General features: G+C 72.2%; 15 protein-coding genes. 6 read left to right on the forward strand and 9 right to left on the reverse strand.

Features of this window, described 5'->3' with window-relative positions; genetic code table 11:
- Positions 1-53: 53 nt before the first annotated feature.
- A complete protein-coding gene (locus Dvina_RS50190) occupies positions 54-3716 on the forward strand; it encodes a family 78 glycoside hydrolase catalytic domain (RefSeq protein ID WP_223099187.1) in 3663 nt (1220 codons plus the stop codon).
- A gap of 40 nt (positions 3717-3756) precedes the next feature.
- Here Dvina_RS50190 and Dvina_RS50195 read toward each other — a convergent pair whose 3' ends face one another.
- Entirely contained in the window at positions 3757-7809 is a 4053-nt protein-coding gene (locus Dvina_RS50195; RefSeq protein ID WP_223099188.1) for an AAA domain-containing protein, read from the reverse strand.
- Between the two features lie 42 nt (positions 7810-7851).
- A complete protein-coding gene (locus Dvina_RS50200) occupies positions 7852-8814 on the reverse strand; it encodes a LysR family transcriptional regulator (protein WP_223099190.1) in 963 nt (320 codons plus the stop codon).
- Positions 8815-8948: 134 nt separating this feature from the next.
- Between Dvina_RS50200 and Dvina_RS50205 the strand changes: the two genes are divergently transcribed.
- Complete coding sequence (locus tag Dvina_RS50205; protein WP_223099192.1) at positions 8949-9530, forward strand: DUF998 domain-containing protein; 582 nt, start codon at positions 8949-8951, stop codon at positions 9528-9530.
- Positions 9527-10306 (forward strand): SDR family NAD(P)-dependent oxidoreductase, encoded by a 780-nt coding sequence (locus tag Dvina_RS50210; RefSeq protein ID WP_246655839.1) that lies wholly within the window; start codon positions 9527-9529, stop codon positions 10304-10306. Before Dvina_RS50205 ends, Dvina_RS50210 begins: the two co-directional genes overlap by 4 nt.
- Here Dvina_RS50210 and Dvina_RS50215 read toward each other — a convergent pair.
- From Dvina_RS50215 to Dvina_RS50230, 4 genes are all read right to left on the reverse strand, one after another.
- Complete coding sequence (locus Dvina_RS50215; protein ID WP_223099194.1) at positions 10292-10993, reverse strand: NRDE family protein; 702 nt, start codon at positions 10991-10993, stop codon at positions 10292-10294. The genes Dvina_RS50210 and Dvina_RS50215 overlap by 15 nt on opposite strands.
- Positions 10994-11004: 11 nt before the next feature.
- On the reverse strand, positions 11005-13446 hold the full coding sequence (locus Dvina_RS50220; RefSeq protein ID WP_246655840.1) for a putative bifunctional diguanylate cyclase/phosphodiesterase: 2442 nt from the start codon (positions 13444-13446) through the stop codon (positions 11005-11007).
- A gap of 75 nt (positions 13447-13521) precedes the next feature.
- Positions 13522-15327, reverse strand: coding sequence for a S8 family serine peptidase (locus tag Dvina_RS50225; protein WP_246655841.1), 1806 nt, complete (start codon positions 15325-15327; stop codon positions 13522-13524).
- 124 nt (positions 15328-15451) lie between these two features.
- Complete coding sequence (locus Dvina_RS50230) at positions 15452-15937, reverse strand: winged helix-turn-helix transcriptional regulator (protein WP_223099198.1); 486 nt, start codon at positions 15935-15937, stop codon at positions 15452-15454.
- Between the two features lie 67 nt (positions 15938-16004).
- On the opposite strand from Dvina_RS50230, the gene Dvina_RS50235 reads away from it, so the two are divergent.
- From Dvina_RS50235 to Dvina_RS50245, 3 genes are read left to right on the forward strand one after another with little or no spacing between them, the layout of a single operon-like run.
- Positions 16005-16523, forward strand: coding sequence for a PaaI family thioesterase (locus Dvina_RS50235; protein ID WP_223099200.1), 519 nt, complete (start codon positions 16005-16007; stop codon positions 16521-16523).
- Entirely contained in the window at positions 16520-16957 is a 438-nt protein-coding gene (locus tag Dvina_RS50240; protein ID WP_246655842.1) for a nuclear transport factor 2 family protein, read from the forward strand. The genes Dvina_RS50235 and Dvina_RS50240 overlap by 4 nt, the downstream gene beginning before the upstream one ends.
- Before the next feature lie 55 nt (positions 16958-17012).
- The gene (locus tag Dvina_RS50245; RefSeq protein WP_246655843.1) at positions 17013-17825 is read left to right on the forward strand and encodes a CPBP family intramembrane glutamic endopeptidase; all 813 of its coding nucleotides are present in this window, start codon (positions 17013-17015) and stop codon (positions 17823-17825) included.
- Positions 17826-17914: 89 nt separating this feature from the next.
- Here the strand turns inward: Dvina_RS50245 and Dvina_RS50250 are convergent, their stop codons facing one another.
- From Dvina_RS50250 to Dvina_RS50260, 3 genes are all read right to left on the reverse strand, one after another.
- On the reverse strand, positions 17915-18964 hold the full coding sequence (locus Dvina_RS50250; RefSeq protein WP_223099202.1) for an ABC-2 transporter permease: 1050 nt from the start codon (positions 18962-18964) through the stop codon (positions 17915-17917).
- An 82-nt stretch (positions 18965-19046) separates the two neighbouring features.
- Positions 19047-20279 carry a bifunctional glycosyltransferase family 2/GtrA family protein gene (locus Dvina_RS50255; RefSeq protein WP_223099204.1) on the reverse strand — a complete coding sequence of 411 codons (1233 nt, stop codon included), beginning with the start codon at positions 20277-20279 and terminating at the stop codon, positions 19047-19049.
- Between the two features lie 140 nt (positions 20280-20419).
- Positions 20420-22339, reverse strand: a complete 1920-nt coding sequence (locus Dvina_RS50260) for an ArnT family glycosyltransferase (RefSeq protein ID WP_223099206.1) — start codon at positions 22337-22339, stop codon at positions 20420-20422.
- Positions 22340-22346: the final 7 nt, after the last annotated feature.

Raw genomic sequence — 22346 nt, forward strand, 5'->3', positions numbered from 1 at the left:
GCGCACTATCCGGATATGAAACGTTTTAATGAAACGTTTCAGAAGGAGCCGTCATGCCGTTGCCAAAACGAACACGCGCGGCCGCCACCGCGCTGATCGCCACCGCCGCGCTCGTCCTCGTCGCACCGCCCCCGCCGGCCCGGGCGGCCACACCCGTCTCCCTGAGCGGATCGCACTGGATCTGGTATCCCGAGGGCGATCCCCACGTGAGCGTGCCCGCCGGGTTCCGGTACTTCCGCAAGTCCTTCACCGTCCCCGCCGGGACCGTCAGCGACGCCCAGCTCGTCGTCACCGGTGACGACACCGTCGACGTGTGGCTGAACGGCAAGCCGCTCGCCGGCTCCCAGCGGGCCACGGACTCGTGGAAGAGCGCCGTGTACGTCGATCTCCAGAGCGCGCTGACAAGCGGTACCAACACCATTGCCCTGGCTTCGAAGAACACCACCGCCGGACCGGCCGGCGTGCTCGGGCACGTGCACGTCGCCACGAGCGGCGGGACCACCGATCTCGTGACCGACGCCGGCTGGAAGACCGCGCAGAGCGCTCCGGCCGGCTGGGAGCAGCCCGGGTTCGGCGACGGCGGGTGGGCCGCCGCGCTCGACCTCGGCCTCTACGGCTCCTCCCCCTGGAACACCTCCGTGGTGCTGCCCGACACCGGCGCCGCCTCGCCGCTGAGCGTGGCTTCGGCGACGGTGGAGCACGCGACGAACCCGCTCGGCATCGACGCGGCGCAGCCCCGCTTCGGCTGGAAGCTGGCCGGGTCGGCGGCGCCGGGCGCGTATCAGATCCAGGTCTCCACCAGCAGCGCCAACACCGCCGACGTCTGGGACAGCGGCCGGGTGGCGTCGAGCAGCCAGGTGGACGTCGCCTACGGCGGGCCGGCCCTGAGCAGCCTGCGGAAGTACTTCTGGCGCGTGCGGGCCTGGGACACGCAGGGCCGGGCCGGGGCGTGGAGCGCGACCCAGTCGTTCGAGACCGCCCTGCGCACGCCGGCCACCGAGTGGACCGGGGACTTCATCGGCCAGCCGTCAGTCAACGCCGATGTCGCCGGAGCCACCTGGATCTGGTACCCCGAGGGCGACCCCGCCACCGAAGCGCCCGCGGCCACCAGATACTTCCGCCGCACGTTCACCCTCGCCGGTGCGCCCGCGAGCGCCACACTGGTCGTGACCGGCGACGACACGGCCGACGTCTGGGTCAACGGCGTGCAGCTCAGCTCCTCGCCGCGGGTCACCGACTCGTGGAAGCGGGCGGCGACCATCGACCTCGGCGGGCGCCTCACGGCCGGGACCAACACGATCGCGATCGCCGGCCAGAACACCACCGTCTCACCCGCGGGGATGATCGCCAAGCTGTTCCTGCCGGGCCAGACGATCAGCACCGACACCGCCTGGAAAGCGTTCAACAGCGCCCCGAGCGGCTGGAACACCACCGGCTTCAACGACTCGGGCTGGCCCGCGGCCAAGGCCCTCGCGACCTACGGCAGCGGCCCGTGGGGCTCCAACGTCGTGGTCAGCAAGCCGTCGCCGCTGCTGCGCAAGGGCTTCACGGTGAGCAAGGCGGTCGCGTCGGCCCGCCTGCTGACCACCGCGCTCGGCCTGCACGAGACCCGGCTCAACGGGGCGAAGGTCGGCGGCGACGTCCTGGCGCCGGGGTGGACCGACTACAACAAGCGGGTGCAGTACAAGGAGTACGACGTCACCGGGCAGATCCGCCAGGGTGCCAACGCACTCGGCGCCTACGTCGGCAACGGGTGGTACTCCGGGAACGTCGGCTTCGCCGGCACCGCCATCTACGGCCCGCAGCCCTGGTACTCCGCGCAGCTGCTCATCACCTTCACCGACGGCACCACGCAGACGGTCCGGACCGACAGCACCTGGAAGGTGACGACCGGCCCGATCCGCGCCGACGACCTCTACGGCGGCGAGTCCTACGACGCCCGGTCGGTGATCGCGGGCTGGGACGGCCCGAGCTTCGACGACAGCGCCTGGCCGGCCGTGGCCGTGCGCAGCGGCACCAAGCCCAACCTGGTCGCCCAGGTCGACAACGGGGTGACGGTGCAGCAGGAGTTCCGCCCGGTCGCGATCACCCAGCCGCAGTCCGGCGTGTGGGTGCTCGACCTCGGCCAGAACTTCACCGGCTGGGACCGGCTCACGATGAGCGCGCCGGCCGGGACCACTGTGCAGCTGCGCCACGCCGAGGTCCTCAACCCGGACGGGACGATCTACACCGCGAACCTGCGGGGGGCGGCGGCGACGGACCGGTACACCTTCAGCGGCTCCGGCACCGAGACCTACGAGCCGCGGTTCACCGTGCACGGCTACCGGTACGTGGAGCTGACCGGCCTGCCGGCCGGCTTCACCCCGACCGCCGACACGCTCACCGGCCGCGCGGCCTGGCAGACCGGCGCCCAGTCCGGCACGTTCAGCACGTCGAACGCCATGCTCAACCAGCTCGCCAAGAACATCCTGTGGGGCGAGCGCGACAACATGCTCACGATCCCGACCGACTGCCCGCAGCGCGACGAGCGGCTCGGCTGGACCGGTGACATCGCCGCGTTCGTGGCCACGTCGACATTCAACCTGGACGTGCACAACTTCCTCGACAAGTTCACCGATGACCTGGTCGACGCCCAGCACGCCGACGGCGCGTTCACGGACGTGGCCCCGGGCGTGTCGGCCGGCGCCGGGACCGCGGGCTGGGGCGATGCCGGGGTGATCGTGCCCTACACCCTGTGGCAGCGGTACGGGGACATCAAGGTGGTGAACGATCACTTCGACGCCATGGCCAAGTGGGTCGACTACCTGAAGAGCACGTCGGGCGCCGACCTGATCCGCAACCAGACCACGTACGGCGACTGGCTCAACGTCAACGACAACACCGCGCAGGACGTCGTCTCCACCGCGTTCTTCGGATGGTCGGCCCGGCTTGTCGCGCGCATGGCCGCCGCCACGGGCCGCACCGCCCAGGCGACCTCCTACGGCCAGCTCGCCGACCAGGTAGCGGCCGCCTTCACGAACCGGTTCGTGGCGGCCGACGGTACCGTCAGCGGCAACACCCAGACCGGCTACGTCATGGCCCTCGCCTTCGGCCTGCTGCCCGCCAACCGCGTCCAGGCGGCGGCGGACCGGCTGGCGGCGAAGGTGAGCGCGACCGGCGGCCACCTCTCGGTCGGCTTCCTGGGCGTCGAGAACCTCCTGCCGGTCCTGGCCGCCTACGGCCACGCCGACACCGCGTACACGATCCTGATGCAGCCCGGCTTCCCCGGCTGGGGCTACCAGATCTCGAAGGGCGCCACCACGATCTGGGAGCGCTGGGACGGCATCCGGACCGACGGCACCTTCAACGACCCCGGCATGAACTCCTTCAACCACTACGGCCTCGGCTCGGTCGGCGACTTCCTGTACCGCCAGGTCGGCGGCGTCTCCCCGGCCGCACCGGGCTACAGCGCCCTGACGATCGCCCCCATCCCGGGCGGCGGCCTGACGTCGGCCAAGTCGTCCTACGACACCCCGTACGGCAGCGCGGTCAGCGACTGGTCGATCTCCGGCGGCACGCTCACCCTCCGGGTGACGGTCCCGACCGGCGCCACGGCCACGGTCAAGGTTCCGACGTCGAACGCCGCCTCCGTCACCGCCCCCGCCCAGGCCGTCCCGTCCGGTCCGGCCACCTACTACCTGCCCGCGGGCTCGTACACCTTCACCGCCGGCGCCTGAGGTTCACCGGCCCCTGACGAACGCCGCGGGACTCGGCGTCCTAGTCGGTCTCGGGGTGCTCGATGACCAGGGTCTTGTCCGCCGCCTCCGCGTCCGCAAGCTCGGGCGACGGGGGCGGCGGCTCGGTCTCGCCGCGGGCGTCGGCCAGGGCGGCCAGCAGCGCGGCGTTGATGCGGGAGCCGCCGCGCTTGAAGCCCAGCTCCTTGCGGGCCTCGTCCACCACCTGCTCCTCGGTGCGCAGGAGGGTGTCGGACTCGATCCAGAGCAGCAGGTCGACCAGGAGGCCGTGCGGGTATTCGGCTATCGGGCGGCCGGGAGTGAAGTCGGGCTTCGGGCGGGTGCGGGAGTCGACGGCGGCGGGGGCCTCGACGTGGAGGACCACCGTCGGCTCGTTCGTGCGGCGGGCCTCCACCGCGGCCACCGCCTCGTCGTAGGCGGCGCGAGCGCGCGCGGTCTCGGCCACCGGGTCGGCGAACCAGTCGGTCGACCAGATGCGGTGGAAGCGCCAGCCCAGTCGCTCCAGCTGCTCCTGGCGCAGGCGGTCGCGGTCGCGGGCGGTGGTCGCCGAGTGGTACGAGGCGCCGTCGGTCTCGATGGCCAGGACCATCTCGTTCGCGTTGGTGGGGTGGGCGGCGGCGAAGTCGATGGCGTAGCCGGCCACGCCGAACTGGGGCGTGAGCGGGATGCCGGCCTTCGTCAGGCGGTCGTGGACGTCGGCCTCGAAGGGGTTCAGCGGGGTGCGGGTGGCCGCGGTGGGGGCCAGCGAGGTGCCGCCGGACTCCGCGTACTCCAGGTAGGCGCGCAGCAGGCGGACGCCGTCGCTCGTCGAGCGGGCCGGGTCCATGTCGGACGCGGTGAAGGAGCTGACGAGCGTCATACGGCGGCGGGCCCGGGTGACGGCCACGTTGAGGCGGCGCTCTCCACCGGGCAGCAGGAGGGGGCCGAAGCGGTACAGCAGGCGGCCCGACGCGTTCTTGCCGTAGCCGATGGACAGGATGATGGCGTCGCGCTCGTCGCCCTGGACGCGCTCGAGGTTCTTCACGAAGAACGGCTCGGTGGCGGTCTCGGCGAAGAAGGCGTGCAGCTCCGGGCGGGCGGCGAGGACCTTGCGCAGCGCCAGGTCGATGCGCTCGGCGTGGGTGATGCCCATCGTGATGACGCCGAGGGACTCGTTGGGGCGCAGCTGGGCGTGCTGGAGGATGAGCTCGACGACCCGGTCGACCTCGGCCGTGACGGAGTCCGCCGCCTCGTCCGCCGACGCCGACAGCGCCGAGAACGGCACGTGCACGTGCTGGACCGAGCCCTCGCCGGCCACGCCGGGGAAGGTGACGAGGGAGCCCTCGTAGATGTGGGCGTTGGAGAATCCAATGAGCCGGTCGTCCTGGCTGCGGTAGTGCCAGCGCAGGAGGTACCCCGGGAGCAGGGCGCTCAGGACGTCCAGAATCGATTCATAGCCGGATGTCAGGGACAGGTCGATGGAGCCGTCGGGGTTGACGCCGAGCGGGTCGGCGCCCTGGCCCTCTTCGGCCGCGGTGAAGAAGCTCGTCGGCGGGAGCTGGTGCTCGTCGCCGGCCACGACGATCTGGCGGCCGCGGAGGAGGGCCGGAATGGCGTCGGCCGGGGTGACCTGGCTGGCCTCGTCGAAGACGACCACGTCGAACAGGTCGGCCTGGGGCGGCAGCAGCTGCGAGACGACAAGGGGGCTCATCGCCCAGCACGGGCGCAGGGCGGTGAGCATGTGCGGGGCCGTCGCGAAGAGCTGGCGGATCGGCAGGTGGCGGCGCTTGAGGTTGGCCTGGTGCTCGACCAGGCGGCTCTCGTCCGGGTGCTCGTCGCGGACCTGGGTGATGTGCTCGGCGACGGCGCGCAGGACGCGGGTGGCGGTGGCGTCGATGTGGCGGCGGTCGGCGTCGCGGTAGTCGGCGACAGTGCGCGACTGCAGCGGCCCGTCGAACGCGCCGACCCGCGGGTCGGAGAAGTTCAGGTGCTGCAGGATCGAGGCGTACCAGCAGGCGTCGAACACGTCGGCCGCCTGCTCGGCGTCGGGCCGGCGAGCGCGGAGGTCCTCCACGAGCTCGCTCAGGCCCGACTCGGCCAGAGCCAGCGAGAGCTCGTTCAACCGCGGGACGCGGCGGACCGTGCGCTCGTCGGCGGCCAGCCCGGCGAGCACCCGCTCCAACCGGTCGAGGTCCATCGTGGTGAGCGCGAGGTGCGGGCAGAACCGGGTGAGGCCACCGATCTGGCCCTCGAGCTGTTCGAACGCGGCCCGGGCCCGGCTCAGGTCGCCGGGGAGTCGCGGCTGCGGCCAGCGGGAGCGCTGCTGCAGCGCCGCGGCGAGGCCCTCCTGGAGCTGCTGCACGCTCGGAGCGCCACCGCCGCGCCACAGCTGAGCGGCCTGCTTGCGCGTCTTGCGGCGGGTCCACCAGCCGGCCTGCAGACCGGCGATGAGATCGGGCAGGTCGGCCTGGTAGACCTCCGGCCGGAACTGCGCAAGCGTGGCCGCGACACCGTCGAGGAACGTGAACAGGCTCCGCCATCCGGCCAGGTCGGCCGGTGCGCGCAGACCGGTCTGGTCGACGACGTAGCGCAGCGCCGGGCGGGTCTCGGGCAGGGTGCGGCCGGACAGGCGCGAGGCCAGGTCGAAGGCGGCCCCGGCGTCCTGGGGGCTGTGGATGGCGGCGCCGATCCAGCCGGACTCCTGCGGAGTGGCGGTGAAGCCGCCGACTGTCGCGTAGTCGCGTAGCTGCTCGCGGGCCCGGCGGGCGCCTACCTCGTCCAGGTTGGCCAGGACCGGGCCGCGCAGGCGGACGGCGGTCATCGGCCACACGACCGCGGCCAGCCGGATCATCTCCGACTGGGCCTGGTAGGCGGAGACGCCCCACGGTCCGCGCACCTGGTGCATGGCCTCGTCGTGGTCGATGAGGGCGGCCCGGCGGGCGGCGAGCGTCTCGTGCAGCACCGCGAGGTCGGGCTGGGCGATGCGGGCCGCGGAGTCGAAGGCGGCCTTGAGGTCGGCCGCGACCTTCCTCCGGGACGTGGTGCCGTCGTGCACGTCCATCACCAGGTTGCCCAGGCCGCGCCGGGCCAGCCGGTCGGTGACGGCGGTGATGGCGGCGCGCTTCTCGGCCACGAAGAGGACCCGCTTGCCCCGGGCCACCAGCGACGCGATCAGGTTGGCGATGGTCTGGCTCTTGCCGGTGCCGGGCGGGCCCTTGATCACGCTGTGCTGGCCGGCCAGGACGGCGTTTATCGCATAGTTCTGCGAGGAGTCGGCGTCGAGGACCAGGAACTCGTCCTCCGGCGCGATCCAGTCGGGGTCGCGCAGGCCGATGGCGCCGGCCGGGCGCAGCGCGGCCTGGGCGTCGCGGTCGCCGGCGATGGCCGCGATGACGTCGTGCTCGACCAGGGCCCGGGCGCCCACCCGCAGGTCGGTGACCATGGGGAGCTTGGCGTAGGAGAAGGTGCCGAGCACGAACCGGGGGCTTATCGCGAAGCCCTTGACCCGGGCCGCGGCCTCCTTGCCGAGGCGCTCGTAGAGCGGCTGGGCGTCGAACCCGGCCTCGTAGCTGACGAGCTCCTCGAGCTCGTCGGCGTCCAGCCGTACGCCGAAATCCTCTTCGAGGAGCTGCAGCAGCGTCGGGTTCAGCTCCAGGTCACCCTGCAGGGTGAGGTCGAAGTCGTCCTCGGCGGCGCCGCGGGCCCGCAGCTGGGCCGAGCGCAGCAGGACCGGGGCGGCCGGAGCGGGCCCGGCGCCGGGCGGCTGGTCCCAGGTGGCGCTGCCGATCGCGGCGAAGCAGGTCTCGATGCCCCGCTCCTCGGTCAGCTCGCGGGCCTTGTTGCGGATGGTCCGGGCCCGCTTGATCGCGGCCTGGTGCGCGTCCCGATCGGCGAAGAGCTGGCCCAGCGGCAGGGTGCGCCCGCCGAGCAGGGCCTGGAGCGCGACGGGGTCGGCGGCGCTGAGGTCGAGCGTGCCCGCGCGCAGGTCGCGGTAGAACAGCAGGGTATTGCGCCCGCCCAGGTCGATCAGCTGTGACCGCCAGCGACGGGCCGCCTCCTGCACGAGCGTTCCCCGCCGGGCGACAGCGTCCTCCACGCTGCGAGCGTATCGCCCGGGGCAAGTGATAGATCGGCGTCTTCAGAGGGCCATCCCGTGGTGGTCGGGATGCCGGCCGAGCCAGCTCGAGTAGCGCTCGTTACGGCGCACCGCGTCCGCGTAGGACTCGATCGCATAGGCCCAGACCTGCGAGGCGACGCTCGCCGCGGGCCCGTCCGGAAGCCAGCCCAGCATCTGCCGCCAGTGCAGGGGCGCCCCGGCGATGGGTACCGCCGCCAGCCCCGCCATCGGCCGCAGGGTCGCCTGGCACAGGCCTACCGCGTCGCCGGACTCGATGAGGTCGATCGCCCCGCGCACCTCGGTCTCGAAGAGCACCTTCGGCGTGAACCCGGCCCGCGCGCAGGCCGCCGCGTGGCAGGCCGAGAAGCACCCGTCCCCGGGCGCGGCCACCCACTGCGCGCCGGCCAGCTCGGACAGGTCCACCTCGTCCCGGTCCGCGAGCTCGTGGCCCTCCGGCAGCAGCAGGAACACTGGATCGGCCGCGACCGCCCGCCAGGCCAGCCCCGTGTCGGTCGCCGGCGGCGCGTCCCCGCACGCCCCGACGAGCACGAAGTCGAGCTTGCCGGCCAACACGAGGTCGCCCAGCTCCGCGGACGACCAGGACGCGTGCGTGGTGACCTGCGCGGCCGGGTGGTTGCCGATGATCCGGCGCACCAGTCCGCCGAGGATCGGGCCGTTGACGGCGCCTATCCGGTATCGCCCCGCCCGCTCCGCCGCGCTGGCCAGCCGAGTGGCCTCGTCCTGCAGCCCCTTCACCGCGGGCAGCAGCACCCGGGCCCGGGACAGCACCAGCTCACCCAGCGGCGTGGCCCGCGCCCCGCGCCGGTCCCGCTCGAAGAGCACCCCGCCGAGCGCCCGCTCGATGCGCTGCAGCTGAGCGGTGAGCGCCGGCTGGGCCAGGCCGAGCACTGATGCGGCCTTCGTCACGCTGCCGGCGTCAGCGATCGCGCACACGACCCGCAGATGCCGCAGCTCCAGTTCCATAACTAGGAACGGTAGGACTGTAGATACCCTGCTAGATACCCTTGAGGCATCGAGAACTGCCGTTTTACACAAACGTCAAAATTGGTTGTACCCCCTGTGGGTATTCGACCACGCTATGGAATTAGGCTGGCCTGGTGATCAACCGCTGGGCCGCCGCCGGTTCCGCGGTCGTCGGATCGTTCGGTGCGGTGGGGCTGGCCACGGCGGTCGCCGGGTCGGCACCCTGGCGGTACGTCTCCGAGTCGGGCGTCCCCGGCGCTCCCCACGCCCCGCTGTACCAGGTCAGCCTGGTGCTGCTGGCGGGCTCCCTGGCCCTGCTGGCGGTGGCGACCCGCCCGGTCTGCGGGCTCATCGCGCTCTCCTTGGCCCTGTCCTCCCCCCTGGCCGCCCTGTCGGGGGTCGTGCACTGCAGCCCCGGCTGCCCGCTGCCGCCGTACGAGTCGACGACACCGCAAGATCTGGTGCACGCGGCCGCGGCCATCGGGGCATTGTTGCTGTGTGCGCTCGCGATCCTGCTGTACTGGTTCCGGGTCCGCTGGATCGCCTGGCTGGGCATGCTGATCGCCTGGCCGCCGCTGATCCTGTCGGCCGTCGGTGTCGTGTTCGTCGGGCGATCGCTGTTCACCGGGGTGATGGAGCGCGCCGCGCTCGTCGGCGTCTCCGCGTGGGTCGTCGTGGCCGCGGTGCGGCACGCCCGGGTCCGGGAGCCGCAGTGAGCCGCACGGTGGTCATCACCGGGGCCAGCGCCGGCATCGGCCTCGCCGCCGCCCGCCGGTTCGCCGCCCAGGGCGACCGCCTGATCCTCCTCGGCCGGGACGAGCGCCGCCTGGCCGCCGCCGGCGAGGAGACCGGCGCGACGACCGTCCGCGCCGACTTCGGCGACCTCGACCAGGTCCGCACGGCCGCCCGGGCGATCCGGGACGCCTGCGAGCGCATCGACGTGCTCGTCAACAACGCCGGTGGGCTCTATCGCGGGCCGAAGGCCCTGGTGGTCAACCACCTCGCCGGGTTCCGGCTGGCCCACGAGCTGCTCGACCGGCTTTACGCGGCCGGGACCTCGCGGATCGTCACCACCGCGTCCCTGGCCGAGGCGTGGGGCGTGCTGAACGTCGACGATCCGCTGAGGCCCTCGCTCTGGCACCGGGCCCGGTGGCTCTCCTACGGCTCGTCCAAGCAGGCGAACATCCTGTTCACCCAGGAAGCAGCGCGGCGGTGGGGAGCACACGGCGTGCTCCCCGTGGCCTTCTTCCCGGGGCTGGTGCGCAGCCGGTTCGCGTCCAGCAGCCCGCTGTTCATGCTGGCCAAGCCGGTGCCGGTGCTGTTCGCGTCACCCGATCGGGCGGCCGGGCGGCTGCAGTGGCTGGCCGACGCCCCGGCCGCCGAGCTGGTGCCGGGCGGCTACTACTTCCTGCGCGAGCTCTTCCCGGCGACCCCGCGCTCCACGAGCCCCGACCGGGCCGCCCGGCTGTGGGAGTCCTCACTCCGCGTGTAGCGGGACCTCCGACCACTGCGCGTCGGGCCCCGGGTTGGCCGTGAAGTCGTAGCGCACGCCCGGCTCCCCGATCGCCACCAGCGAGGCCGAGCCGGAGCCGTAGAGCAGGCCCTCCACCTCGCGCCGCACCAGCAGCGGCCGCACCGCCGCCCCCGTGAACTCGCCGCCGGAGAGCAGCCCGATCCAGTCGCCCCAGGCCTGCGCCGGCGGCACGCCGGGCTTCGGATCGGGCGTGGCCGCGGCGTGCAGCGGTGCGAAGTCGTTCACGTCCACGCCCTGGTTGACGAACACGTGGTCGCCCGGCTCGAGCAGGCGGTGGGTGACCTCCGCCCCGTCCCAGGTGATGACCGAGACCTCGGTCGGCTCGGCGCGGACCAGGTGGAACGAGTCGAACGAGCGCAGCACCTCGTCGTCGGGCGTCTTCGGGGCCAGGGGCAGCGAGCCGCGGGTGGGCCGGTCGCCCGCCGGGGGCAGGTGCGGAAACCCGTTGAGCAGCGCGGTCACGCTCGGGCGGGCCGGGTCCACGGCCAGCCAGGTGCCGCCCGCGGTGCTGTCGCGGCCGCCGAAGCGGCCCGGCCAGTGTTCGGCCGGCGGCTCCCAGGGGCGGGCCAGGTACTCGTCGCGGACCGCGGCCAGGAGAACCGGCCAGGTGGCGTCGGGGTCGAAGCGGAGGAGCACGGTGCACATGGAAGCGAACGTTATGCCCCGCCCAGCTGCGGGACTCGGGCGGTAAGCCAATCGGCGAACTCGTCGGCCGGCAGCGGCTTGGAGATGTAATACCCCTGGACCAGGTTGCAGCCCTCCCGGCGCAGGTGGAGCAGCGTCTCCTCGTCCTCGACGCCCTCGGCCACGACCATGAGGTCGAGCGCGTGCCCGAGCTGCACGGCCGAGCGCACCACGGCCCGGTCGCGGTGGTCGACGGCGATGCGCTGCACGAACGAGCGGTCGATCTTCATCTCGTGGATCGGCAGCTCGCGGAGGCGGCCCAGGGAGGAGTACCCGGTGCCGAAGTCGTCGATGGCGAGCTTCACGCCCAGGGCGTGCAGGCGGTCGAGGATGACCAGAGCGCCTGTCGGGTCGGCCATGATGCTGCTCTCGGTGATCTCCAGGGTCAGGGCGCTGGCCGGGACGCCGGCCTGGCCCAGGAGCCGGTCGACGATGTCGGGCAGGTCGTGCTCCTGGAGGCTGTTCGGTGAAAGGTTCACCGCCACGTGCATGTCGTGGCCCATCCGGCGCCAGCTCGCGCAGCGGCGCAGGGAGACCTCGAGCACGTGCAGGGTCAGCGGGCGGATCAGGCCCGAGTGCTCGGCCAGGGGGATGAACTCGTCAGGCGGGACGAAGCCGTGCACGGGGTGGTGCCACCGGGCCAGCGCCTCGGCCCCGACGACCAGGCCGGTCGCGGTGGAGAGCTTGGGCTGGAAGACGACCACGAGGTCGCGGCGCTGGATGGCCTCGCGCAGGTCCGCGACCATGGCCAGGCGGCGCGGGCTGTTGCGGTCGTCGTCGCTGGTGTAGACGCGCACGCCGGTGTGGGAGTTCTTGGCGACGTACATGGCGACGTCGGCCCGCTGGATGAGCGAGTTGGCGTCGTGGCCGTGCTCGGGCGCGAGGGCGATGCCGATGCTGACCCGGGCGTTGAGCCGGAGGTGGCCGATGGGGATCGGCTGCTCCATGACGGCGCCGAGGTCGTCACCCACGGCGACCGCCGACTCTCCGGTCTGGATGCCGGGGAGGAGCACCGCGAACTCGTCACCGCCGAACCGGGCCACCGTGCCGCGGTCGCCCAGCCGCTCCTGGAGCCGCTCGCCGACAAGCCGCAGGAGCTGGTCGCCCACGTCGTGGCCGAGTGCGTCGTTGACGTCCTTGAACCGGTCCAGGTCCATCAGGAGCACGGCCACCGGCGTGCCGGCGGCCCGGTGCCTGTCGGTCAGGGCCTGGAACCGCTGGCGGTTGATCAGGCCGGTGAGCGGGTCGTAGGTGGCCAGGCGCTCGTTCTGGGCGACCTCCCGGCGCAGGTCGTCGAGCAGCCGGGCCTTGGTGAGCGAGAGGCTGGCGTGGTTGGCGAGGGCCTGGAACAGCCGCACGTGCTGCTCGCCGAACGTGGGGATGTCCGGGAGGCTGTCGGCCACGAGCAGGACGCCCGTCTCGTGGTCGTTCAGCGGCACGGGCACCGCGATGCCGTCGGCGATGGAGCCGATCACCCGCGTCCCCTTGGCCACGAGCACCGGCTCCCCGGCCCGGGCCGGCTGCCACCAGGCGGTCTCGGGCAGAGCGGCGGCCGTGTTGATCTCGAAGGCGCTCCGGCCGTGCATGCGCAGCCTGACATGGGTACCGTCGGCGCCCGGAATGATGAGCTCGGCCCGCTCGGCCCGCAGCTGGTCCCGGGCCTGTTCCAGGACGATCCGGGCGACGCCGCGGGTGTCGAGGGAGCCGTCGAGGGCGCGGGTGAAGGCGTAGAGCTCCTCGACCTGCTGGTGGCCCTGACTCTGCCGGACGAAGGCGCGGTAGGCGCTGTAGGTGACCGCGGCGACGATCGCCAGGAGCGCGATGGCCCGGGTGTCGCGCTCGATCGCGAGGGCGCTGATGAGCCCGATGCTGGTGGTGACGGCGACCAGCGGGAGGCCCTGCAGCGCGCTGGGCAGCCGGCGCCACTCGGATGGGTCGTCGTGCAGCGCGATCACGGCGGTGACCAGGACCGCGGCGATGACATCCGAGATCAGCATGACGATGAGGACGTAGAGCCACTGCTTCGGCCCGTTCGACGGGTGGGGGCCGGCCAGCATGCTGAGCAGTACCGCCGAGGCAGTGGTCTGCACGCCCAGAAGGGCGATGTTGAAGCCCAGTTTGATGCCCCGCTGGCCGCGCAGGAGGGCCAGGCCGGCGACGCCGCCGATGAGCCGGGCGCAGAGCAGCAGTGTCGGGTCGACCGACAGCAGCCCCAGCACCATCGGGATCTCGCTGAGGCTCATCGCGTGCCCGCCGCGGCGGACCCGCACGTGGATCGCGAACCCCTCGGTCAGCGCGAAAGCGACGAGCAGGATCGCGAGCGGGACGGGGTCCGGGTCGGCCGGGAGGCCGAAGGTCCGGATACGCACCGCGTGGGCAGCGACGGTCGCGATGCCCAGCCACAGGCTGAGCATCGCGACCCGCGCATCCGGGCGACTCCAACCGCGTACTTTCGTCATTAATCGCCCTGTTTGTGCCGAACTCTTCGGTTAATCCCAGATGGAGCTGGACCAGTAGCTCCCACTCCAAGTTCGGCCGCTCCAGGTGTTTCCTGACCAAGTTCGGCCGCTCCATGTGCGTCCGTCCCAAGTGGCCCCGCTCCAGGTCCGCCCGCTCCACGTCCGGCCGTCCCAGTTGGTGCCCGACCAGGTGGCGCCGCTCCAGCTCTGCATCGTGAGCAGGCCCGGCAGCAGACCGGCCTTCATGCCCGTGCCGGTCCAGGTCGCGCCGTTCCAGGTGCCACCGGTCCAGGCGGTGCCGCCAGAGGCTGCCTTGGCCCAGGTGGTGCCGTTCCACGCCTTGCCCATGATGTCCTTCTCGCCGGTCAGCTCGACGCCGCTCACGGGGTCGGCGACGTGGGCGGTGCCGCGGGACGCCTCGAGCGTCCCCGTGCCGGTGGACGCCGCCCAGGTCTGGGTGGCGGCGGCCGCGGTGGGCGTCGGGGCGTTGACGGCGTTGCGGATGTTGAGCTCACCGGCGCCGCTGCCCAGCTTCTCGGCCAGGGGCAGGAAGTCGGCGGTGCTCGTGAGCAGCTTCTTCACCTGGTCCGGGGTCAGCGCCGGGCGCTGCTGGAGCAGCAGCGCGACGGCCCCCGAGGTGATGGCCGCGGCCTGCGAGCTGCCGCTGCCGCGGAAGTAGCGGCCCGACGTGTCGCCCGGGACCAGCCCGGTCGGGTAGTTCACGTCGACGTACGAGCCGGGGTCGCGCAGACCCACGATCGACTTCCCGGGCGCGGTCAGGTCGACCGACCGGGTCGCGTTGCCGCGGCTGCTGAAGTCGGCCACGACGTCGTCCGCGCGCGACTCGGTCGCCTTGGAGTCGGCCGCGCCGACCGCGATGACATACGGGTTGACCGCCGGATTCGACAGCTTGGCCCGGGTGGTGCCGTCGTTGCCGCCGGACACGACAACGGTGATGCCCTTCTTCCAGGCCGACTCGACCGCGTGCGACAGGGGGTCGAGCTTCTCGTCCTGGTTGGAGTCGGTGCCGAAGGACAGGTTGATGACCCTGATGTTCAGGCCGGGGTCGTTGCGGTGCGCCACCACCCAGTCGATGCCGGCGATGACCTGCGACACGTCGGTCGCCCCGTCGGCCGCCGCGACCTTGACGCTGACGAGCGTCGCGTTCGGGGCCATGCCTGTGAAGTTCGTCGGGTCGCTGACCGTCAGCAGGTTGGTGTTCGGGTCACGGCCGGCGATCAGGCCGGCCATGTGCGTGCCGTGGCCGAACGTGTCGGCGTAGCGCAGGGTCGGGCTCTGCGACTCGAACGACAGGTCCGGCCCGTTGATGATCCGGGTGGTGTCGTTGAGCCCGGTCACCGGCGCCACGCCCGAGTCGATAAGGGCCACGCCCACGCCCGTCCCGGCGATGTTGCGGCCGGACGAATCGAGCTTCTTCCACACGTCGAGCGCACCGGTGGCGCGCACGACGCTGAACATCGAGTTGGCGTCGCCGTCGGCGCGCCAGCTGGCCGCCTCCATGGCGACCGAGCCGTCCTCGGTCACACTGCGCACTCCTGGCGCGTACTGCAAAACGGACAGCTGGCTCGTCGGTACCTCCGCCACGAACCCGTTCACCACGGCAAGTGCTCGGCCGACCGTGCCACCCACGCGGGTCACCGCGAGAGCGGCCGCGATCGGGTCGTCGGCCTCGACGATGACGCGGGTGCGGCCGCCGGTGTTCACGGGCGGGCTGGTGGCTGCGACCGCCGGCCCGCCCGGTACGACCGCTCCTGCCACGATCGCTGCGATCGCGGCCGAAGCGACGCCCAGTGCGCTCCGGTATCTGCTCGGCATGCGGGCCCCTTCCATGGGTCGATGACTCGCCGTGATCCATGGTTGGGCAGTTAGCCGCGTCAGGTTGTCACCAGAACGGTCGCTCTTCACTCACGGTGCGTGACACGCGGCACGACCGGTTTTCCTAAACTTCGGCCGGGGTCCGCCGCACCGCCCCGGGCCCCGGCTGCGGGACCACGTCGCGGGGCGCGATCTCGTGGTGCCCCTCCTCGCAGATGAGTGTGGCGTGCACCCGCGCACCGCAGCCGCGGTGGACCTGCTCCAGTGGCGGCCCGCCGGGGTCGGCGAGGTAGCGGTCGCCCCACTCGCGGAGCGCGACGAACATCGGATAAAGATCAAAACCCTTTTCCGTCAGCCGGTACTCGTCCCGCGCCCGCGCGCCCGGCTCCCGATACGGCACCCGGCGCAGGATGCCGTTGTCCACGAGCACGCCGAGCCGGTTGGTGAGCACCTGCCGCGGGATGCCTGTCCGCACCCGCATGTCGTCGAACCGGAAGATGCCGTTGAAGACCTCGCGGAGCACTACGACAGTCCACCGCTCGCCGAGAATCGCCATCGCCCGGCCGATCGTGCAGTTGTCGACGGACCACTCGAGTGCCCTAGGTCTCATGCTCCTCAGGCTAACCCGCTGCTGAGTCTGGTTGACAGATTCAGCAGCGGGCCGGAAGTCTGGGTCCATGACGCAGACCGAGCCGGATGTCCGCAGCCGCACCTTCTCGTGGTCCGACCCGTCCCTGAACTCGGCCCAGCTGGGGCGGCGCGGCGGACTCGAGCTGCTGCAGGCGATGAGCCGGGGCGAGCTGCCCCGGCCGCCGATCATGCACCTGCTCGGCACCGGCGCGCTGCAGGCCGAGGACGGGCGGGTCGTGGTGACGCTGGAGCCGCAGGAGTACCACTACAACCCCCTCGGCACCGTCCACGGCGGGGTGCTGGCAACTCTGCTCGACACGGCCACGGGCTGCGCTGTCCATTCGACGCTGCCGGCCGGGGTGGGGTACACGACACTCGACCTCAACGCCAGGTTCCTCCGCCCCGCGTCACTGGCCTCGGGCATCCTGACCTGCGAGGGTGTCGTCCTCAACCGCGGCCGCCGGACCGCACTGGCCCAGGCCCGGATCACCGACGCCCGCGGCGCGCTCGTCGCCCACGCCACGTCCACCTGCATGATCTTCGAAATGCCGGAGTCGAAGTCGTGACCGGTCCGGAGCGCAGCGGAGGGGCCGGTCACCGCGCGACCGCCTTCCGCGGCGCCGTCGAGGCGGCCGACCCGGAGGCCATGGCCGCGACACTCGCCGACAACGTGGTCTTCCACAGCCCGGTGGCCTTCAAGCCGTACCAGGGCAAGCCGATCGTGGCCGCCATCCTGCGGGGCGTGCTGCGGGTGTTCGAGGACTTCCGGTATGTCCGCGAGCTGCAGTCCCCCGACGGCCGCGACCACGCCCTGGTGTTCCAGACCCGCATCGGCGACGTGGCCGTCGAGGGCTGCGACTTCCTGCACCTTGACGCCGACGGCCTCATCGACGACTTCACCGTCATGGTCCGCCCGCTCTCGGCCGCCCAGGCCCTGGCCGCCGCGATGGCCGCACAGTTCGAGCAGATCAAGCGCGAGGCCGCCGCCACGCCCCCGTGAGCGGTGTCAGTCGCGTGTCAGGGCGGTGTTCGGCCGCCCATCGATGCTTTGCGGCATGGAAACCACGCAGACGCTCACCGCCCCACAGGCCACCCGCCGCCCGAACCGCCTGGTCGAGAAGCTCCTGGCCGACCGCCACTCCCTGCCCCTGACCACCGCCCTGCACCTGGTCCCCGGCGCGCTCATCGTGGCCGCCTACGAGCTCATCGCCGCGCCGTTCGTCAGGGCCATCGCCTACCCGATCTTCTTCGCCTGGGCGATCGCACTGGTCATCGTGCTGGCCCCGCTCATGGCCGGCCTCTTCTGGCTCGGCCACCAGCGCAACGGCCGGGCCTCCCTTCGCGGCGTCGTGGCCTACACGGACCGCCCGATCTCCCGCGGCCGGATCACTGCCCTCATCGCCGCCCTGATCGTCTGGATGACGGTGGTCTCCCTGGCCCTGACCCCGCTTGACAACCTGGTCTTCGAGCACTTCTTCACCTGGATCCCCTTCGAGGGCGCCGGCGGCAGCGCCACCACCTACCTGGACGGCTACTCCCACTCGAAGATCGTCATCACCATGCTCATCAGCCTCCCGCTGACCGGCTTCGGCCTGCCGCTGATCGAGGAGCTGTACTTCCGCGGCTTCCTCCTGCCCCGCCTGGCCCACCTGGGCTGGAAGGCTCCGGCCCTCAACACGCTGCTGTTCTCCGTCTATCACTTCTGGGCGCCGTGGACCGTCCTGTCGAAGCTGGTCTTCCTCTTCCCCGCGGTCTGGCTGGTCCACCGCAAGCACGACATCCGCATCTCCATCGGCATGCACCCCGGCACGACCCTTCTGATGGCCACGCTGGGCACCGTTGCCCTGATCCTCGGCTACATGCCGTGACCCCCACCCGGACCCGCCCCGCTCGCCGCGCCGGCAAAAGCGCGCCGAGCGGGGCGGTTTCGCGAAAGCGAGCGCCTCGCCGGGAGCCCCTACGGGCGCGAGGTGGTGACGGGGGCCCGGGAGGTGGCCGGGACCAGGCTCTGGCCCGGGGTGATGACGATCTGGCGGGGCTGGGCTATCTGGGCGACCAGCAGGGTGCCGATCAGGCCGAACAGTGCGTAGCCGCCCAGGACGATGGCCGCGCGCTGCACGCCGGCGCCCGAGAAGTACACGATGCCGCGGATGGCTTCGGTGCCCAGGCCCGGTGGGAGCCACTGGCCGATGGCGCGCCAGAAGGCGGGCAGCAGCGGGGCCGGGTACGCCCCGCCGGCGCTCGGATTGCCGAGGACCACGAAGAGCAGGATCGTCAGGCCGGTGCCCACGAAGCCGAATGCGGCCTGCAGGGCCATCGTGAAGCAGCCCGAGGCGAACACCAGCAGCGCGCCGAACCACCACAGCTGCGCGAAGTGGCCGTCCAGGGCACCGAACAGCGAGCCCGCGATCAGGGCGCCGCACACGCCGGAAACGGCGGCGTAGACGGCCAGCGCGAGCAGGCGGATCACGGCGCGGTGGGGGTTGGCGGGGCGGGCGCCCTTGCTCATGCTGACGGCCAGGGCCACCAGGTATCCGCCAACGACCCAGCCCAGCGCGAGGTAGAACCCGGACAGGCCCCGGGCGTCGCCGAGGAGTGCCGGTTTCGCGTCCTCGGTGGTGAAGGCGCGCTCCTGGGCGTCCTCGAGCGGCGTGATGATCTGCTCCAGGGCGGTGGCCACGCTCGCACCGGCGGCCGAGGCGACGATCAGGCGGTCGGTGGCGTCGGTGTTGGAGACGACGAAGGCGCCGTAGACCTCGCGCTCGTCGATCATGCGGCGGGCGGCGTCCTCGCTGAACGCGGCCCGCGCGGCCAGCGGCTCGCCCGGCAGGCGGTTGAGCTTGCCGACGAGGTCGTCGAGCGCCTCGGGGGGCGCGGCGACGGCCACGGGTATCCGGTGCGGGGTCGGCTCGTGGAAGGCTCCGATGTAGCTGGCGATGAACGCCAGCTGGAGGGCCAGGACCGCGAGGACCAGCGCACCCGCGCGCGGCGTGACGCCGTCGCGCACTTCATGAAGAAATCCCGCTTTCACCACATTTGACGGTATCGTACGGGCGACTCCGGCGTGTCAGACTTGACCATTTTGTCGGTTACGACAGTTCCGTGGAGTGCTGGCGGAAGACCCAGACGCGCATGAGCACGAAGCGCAGCAGCGTCGTGACGGCGTTGGCCAGGATGAGCACCCCGAGCTCGGTGACGTGGGAGTGGGCGGGCGCGGCCCAGCCGAGCGCCAGCAGCGCCGCCGAGTTGAGGGCGAGCCCAAGGGCAAAGAGCAGCAGACCCTGCAGGTGATGTCGTACCGCCCCGCCGCCGCCCCGGACCGCGAACGTCAGCCGGCGGTTCAGCGCGGTGTTGGCGATCGCGGTCGTCAGCAGCGCGACGAAGTTGGCCGCCTGGGCGCCGAGCTGCGGGCGCAGCAGCGCGTAGAGCACCAGGAAGGCCACCGTCGACAGCACGCCGATGGCGCCGAAGCGCAGCAGCTGCGGCAGCATCCCGGCCGGGACGCCCTCGACGAGCGGGGCCCGGCCCAGGCGGCTGCGCAGCGCGGCGACCGGCACCTTGCCGGTGACAAAGGCGCGGCCCAGGCGGGCGATGCCCCTGAGGTCGGCCACGGCGGTCGCGACGATGTCGACGCGGCTGTCCGGGTCGTCGATCCAGTCCACCGGCACCTCGTGGATGCGCAGGCCCGAGCGCTGGGCCAGGACCAGCAGCTCGGTGTCGAAGAACCAGCCGGTGTCCTCGACCAGCGGGAGCAGCTGCTCGGCGACGTCCTTGCGGATGGCCTTGAACCCACACTGCGCGTCGGAGAAGTTCGCGCTCAGGGCGGTACGAAGGATGCGGTTGTAACTGCGTGAGATGAACTCGCGCTTCGGGCCTCGCACCACGCGCGCCCCGCGGGCCAGCCGGGTGCCGATCGACACCTCGGAGTGCCCCGACAGCAGCGGTGCCACGAGCGGCAGCAGCGCGTTGAGGTCGGTGCTGAGGTCCACGTCCATGTACGCCAGCACCGGCGCGTCCGACGCCGACCAGGCCTGCTTCAGCGCGCGCCCGCGCCCCTTCTCGGCCAGCCGCAGGACCTCGACGCCGGCCAGCTCGGCGGCGAGCGCCTCGGCGACCTGCGGGGTGGCGTCGGTGCTGGCGTTGTCGGCGACCGTGATCCGAAAGGGGTACGGGAAGCTCTCGCGCAGGTGCTGGTGCAGCCGGCGCACGCAGGGCCCGAGGTCGGCCTCCTCGTTGTACACCGGGATGACGACGTCGAGCACGGCGGCGGCTTTCGGGGCGCCCGGGCCGACCGCGTGAGGAAGCGTCTCTGTGCTGGTCATTGTCGAAGATTCGGCGCGCGACCTTCCGGCAAGTTGCCGTGAACCTGTGCCCAGGCTGGGAACCCGGGGGTCCGAAGACACGACAGCGGCCTCCACCGGGACGGGTTCCCGGTGGAGGCCGCAGTTTTTCAGGGGAAGGGTCAGGTCGTGAGGTCGTAGAGCGTGGTGCCGCCGATCGTCGTGGCGGTGTAGTTGGCCTGGACCCAGGCGGCGATCTCGGCGCCGACGCTGCTGCCGCCGTTGCTCCGGCCGCCCAGCCCGGAGCCGCCGATGAAGTAGTGGATCTTGCCCTCGCGCACGTACTGCTGGAACTGCGCCAGGCTCGGGGCCGGGTCGCTGCCGTTGAAGCCGCCGATCGCCATCACCGGGAGCTGGCCGGCGAGCTGGTAGCCGGACGCGTTGTTGGAGCCGACGGCCGCGGCCACCCACGTGTACTTCGAGCTGTCCTGCCGCAGTGCGGCGACCACCTCGCTGCTCGGGGTCGTCGCGTTCAGCAGGCCGCCCATGCCGCCACCGCCACCGCCGCCGCCGAAGTTGCCGCCGAAGCCACCGCCGAAGTTGCCGCCGGCCGGGAAGCCGCGACCGCCGCCCCCGAAGCCGTTGCCGCCGGCCACCGTCGGGCCGGCCGTGACGATGGAGCCGGTGTGGGCGGTGGCCGCCGTGTTCAGCGAATACGCGACAGGCCCGCCCAGCACCGCGAAGAGGGCCAGGGCCGCCGCGGCCAGACGCAGGCCGCGGCCGAGCTGCTGGCTGAGCAGGATGCCGGCCGCACCGAGCGCGCCGGCGGCCAGGACCGCGACGCGCAGCCACGGGTGGAAGTCGGTGGCCCGGTTGAGCAGGATGTAGGACCAGACCGCGGTGATGGCGACGGTGCCGCCGAGCACCAGCAGCGCGTAGAGGTCGGCCCGGCGCCGCCACAGGGTCATCGCGCCCATGCCCACCAGGGCGCCGATCGCCGGGGCCAGGGCCACCGTGTAGTAGTCGTGGAAGATGCCCTGCATGTAGCTGAAGACCAGTGCGGTGGTGACCAGCCAGCCGCCCCAGACGACGTAGGCCGCCTTGCGGGCCGACCAGACGAGGCCGGCGGCAGCGAGAATGAGCGCGGCCGGCAGCAGCCAGGACGCCTGGCCGCCGGTCGCGCCGTCGAGCAGCCGCGACCAGCCCGTCGCACCCCAGCCGCCGCCCCCGCCGCCGACGCTGCCGGTCTCGTTGCCGGTGAGCCGGCCGAAGCCGTTGTAGCCGAGGGTGAGCTCGAGTATCGAGTTGGTCTGGGAGCCGCCGACGTACGGGCGCCAGGACGCCGGGGTCAGCGACACGATCGCCACCCACCAGCCGGCCGAGACGATGACGGCGGCACCGGCCGCGAGGAGCTGGACGAGCCGGCGCACCCGGCCGGTCGGTGCGAAGAGCAGGTACGCCAGGCCGAACGCGGGCACCACCAGCAGCGCCTGGAGCATCTTCGTGAGGAAGCCGAAGCCGACCATGGAGCCGGCGAAGAGCAGCCACCAGGTGCTGCCCCGCTCGACCGCGCGCAGCACGCCGTAGACCCCGGCCACGAGCAGCAGCATGAGCAGGGCGTCCGGATTGTTGAACCGGAACATCAGGGTGGCCACCGGGGTGCTCGCGAGCACCGCACCGGCCAGGAGACCGGCGGCCGGGCCGTGCCAGCGGCGGACGGTGAGGTACAGCAGCCAGACCGTCGCCACCCCGATGAGGGCCTGGGGCGCCAGGACGCTCCAGGAGTTCAGCCCGAAGATCCGCACGGACAGGCCGGTGATCCACAGCGCGGCCGGGGTCTTGTCGACGGTGATGAAGTTCGAGGCGTCCGAGGAGCCGAAGAACCACGCCTTCCAGCTGTCCCCGCCGGCCTGGGCCGCGGCCGCGTAGAACGCGTTGCCCCAGCCGGAGGCGCTGAGGTTCCACAGGTAGAGCACGCCGGTGGCGAGCAGCAGGGCGACGAGGGCGGGCGTGGCCCAGGCCGGATTGCCGCCGGCCCGCGCCCGCGCCGGGGCCTCGGAGGCGGCCGGGGGCGCGGCCGGAGGGGTCAGCGTGGCTGTCATGGTCATT

It is taken from the genome of Dactylosporangium vinaceum, from assembly GCF_019904175.1.
Taxonomy (GTDB): domain Bacteria; phylum Actinomycetota; class Actinomycetes; order Mycobacteriales; family Micromonosporaceae; genus Dactylosporangium; species Dactylosporangium vinaceum.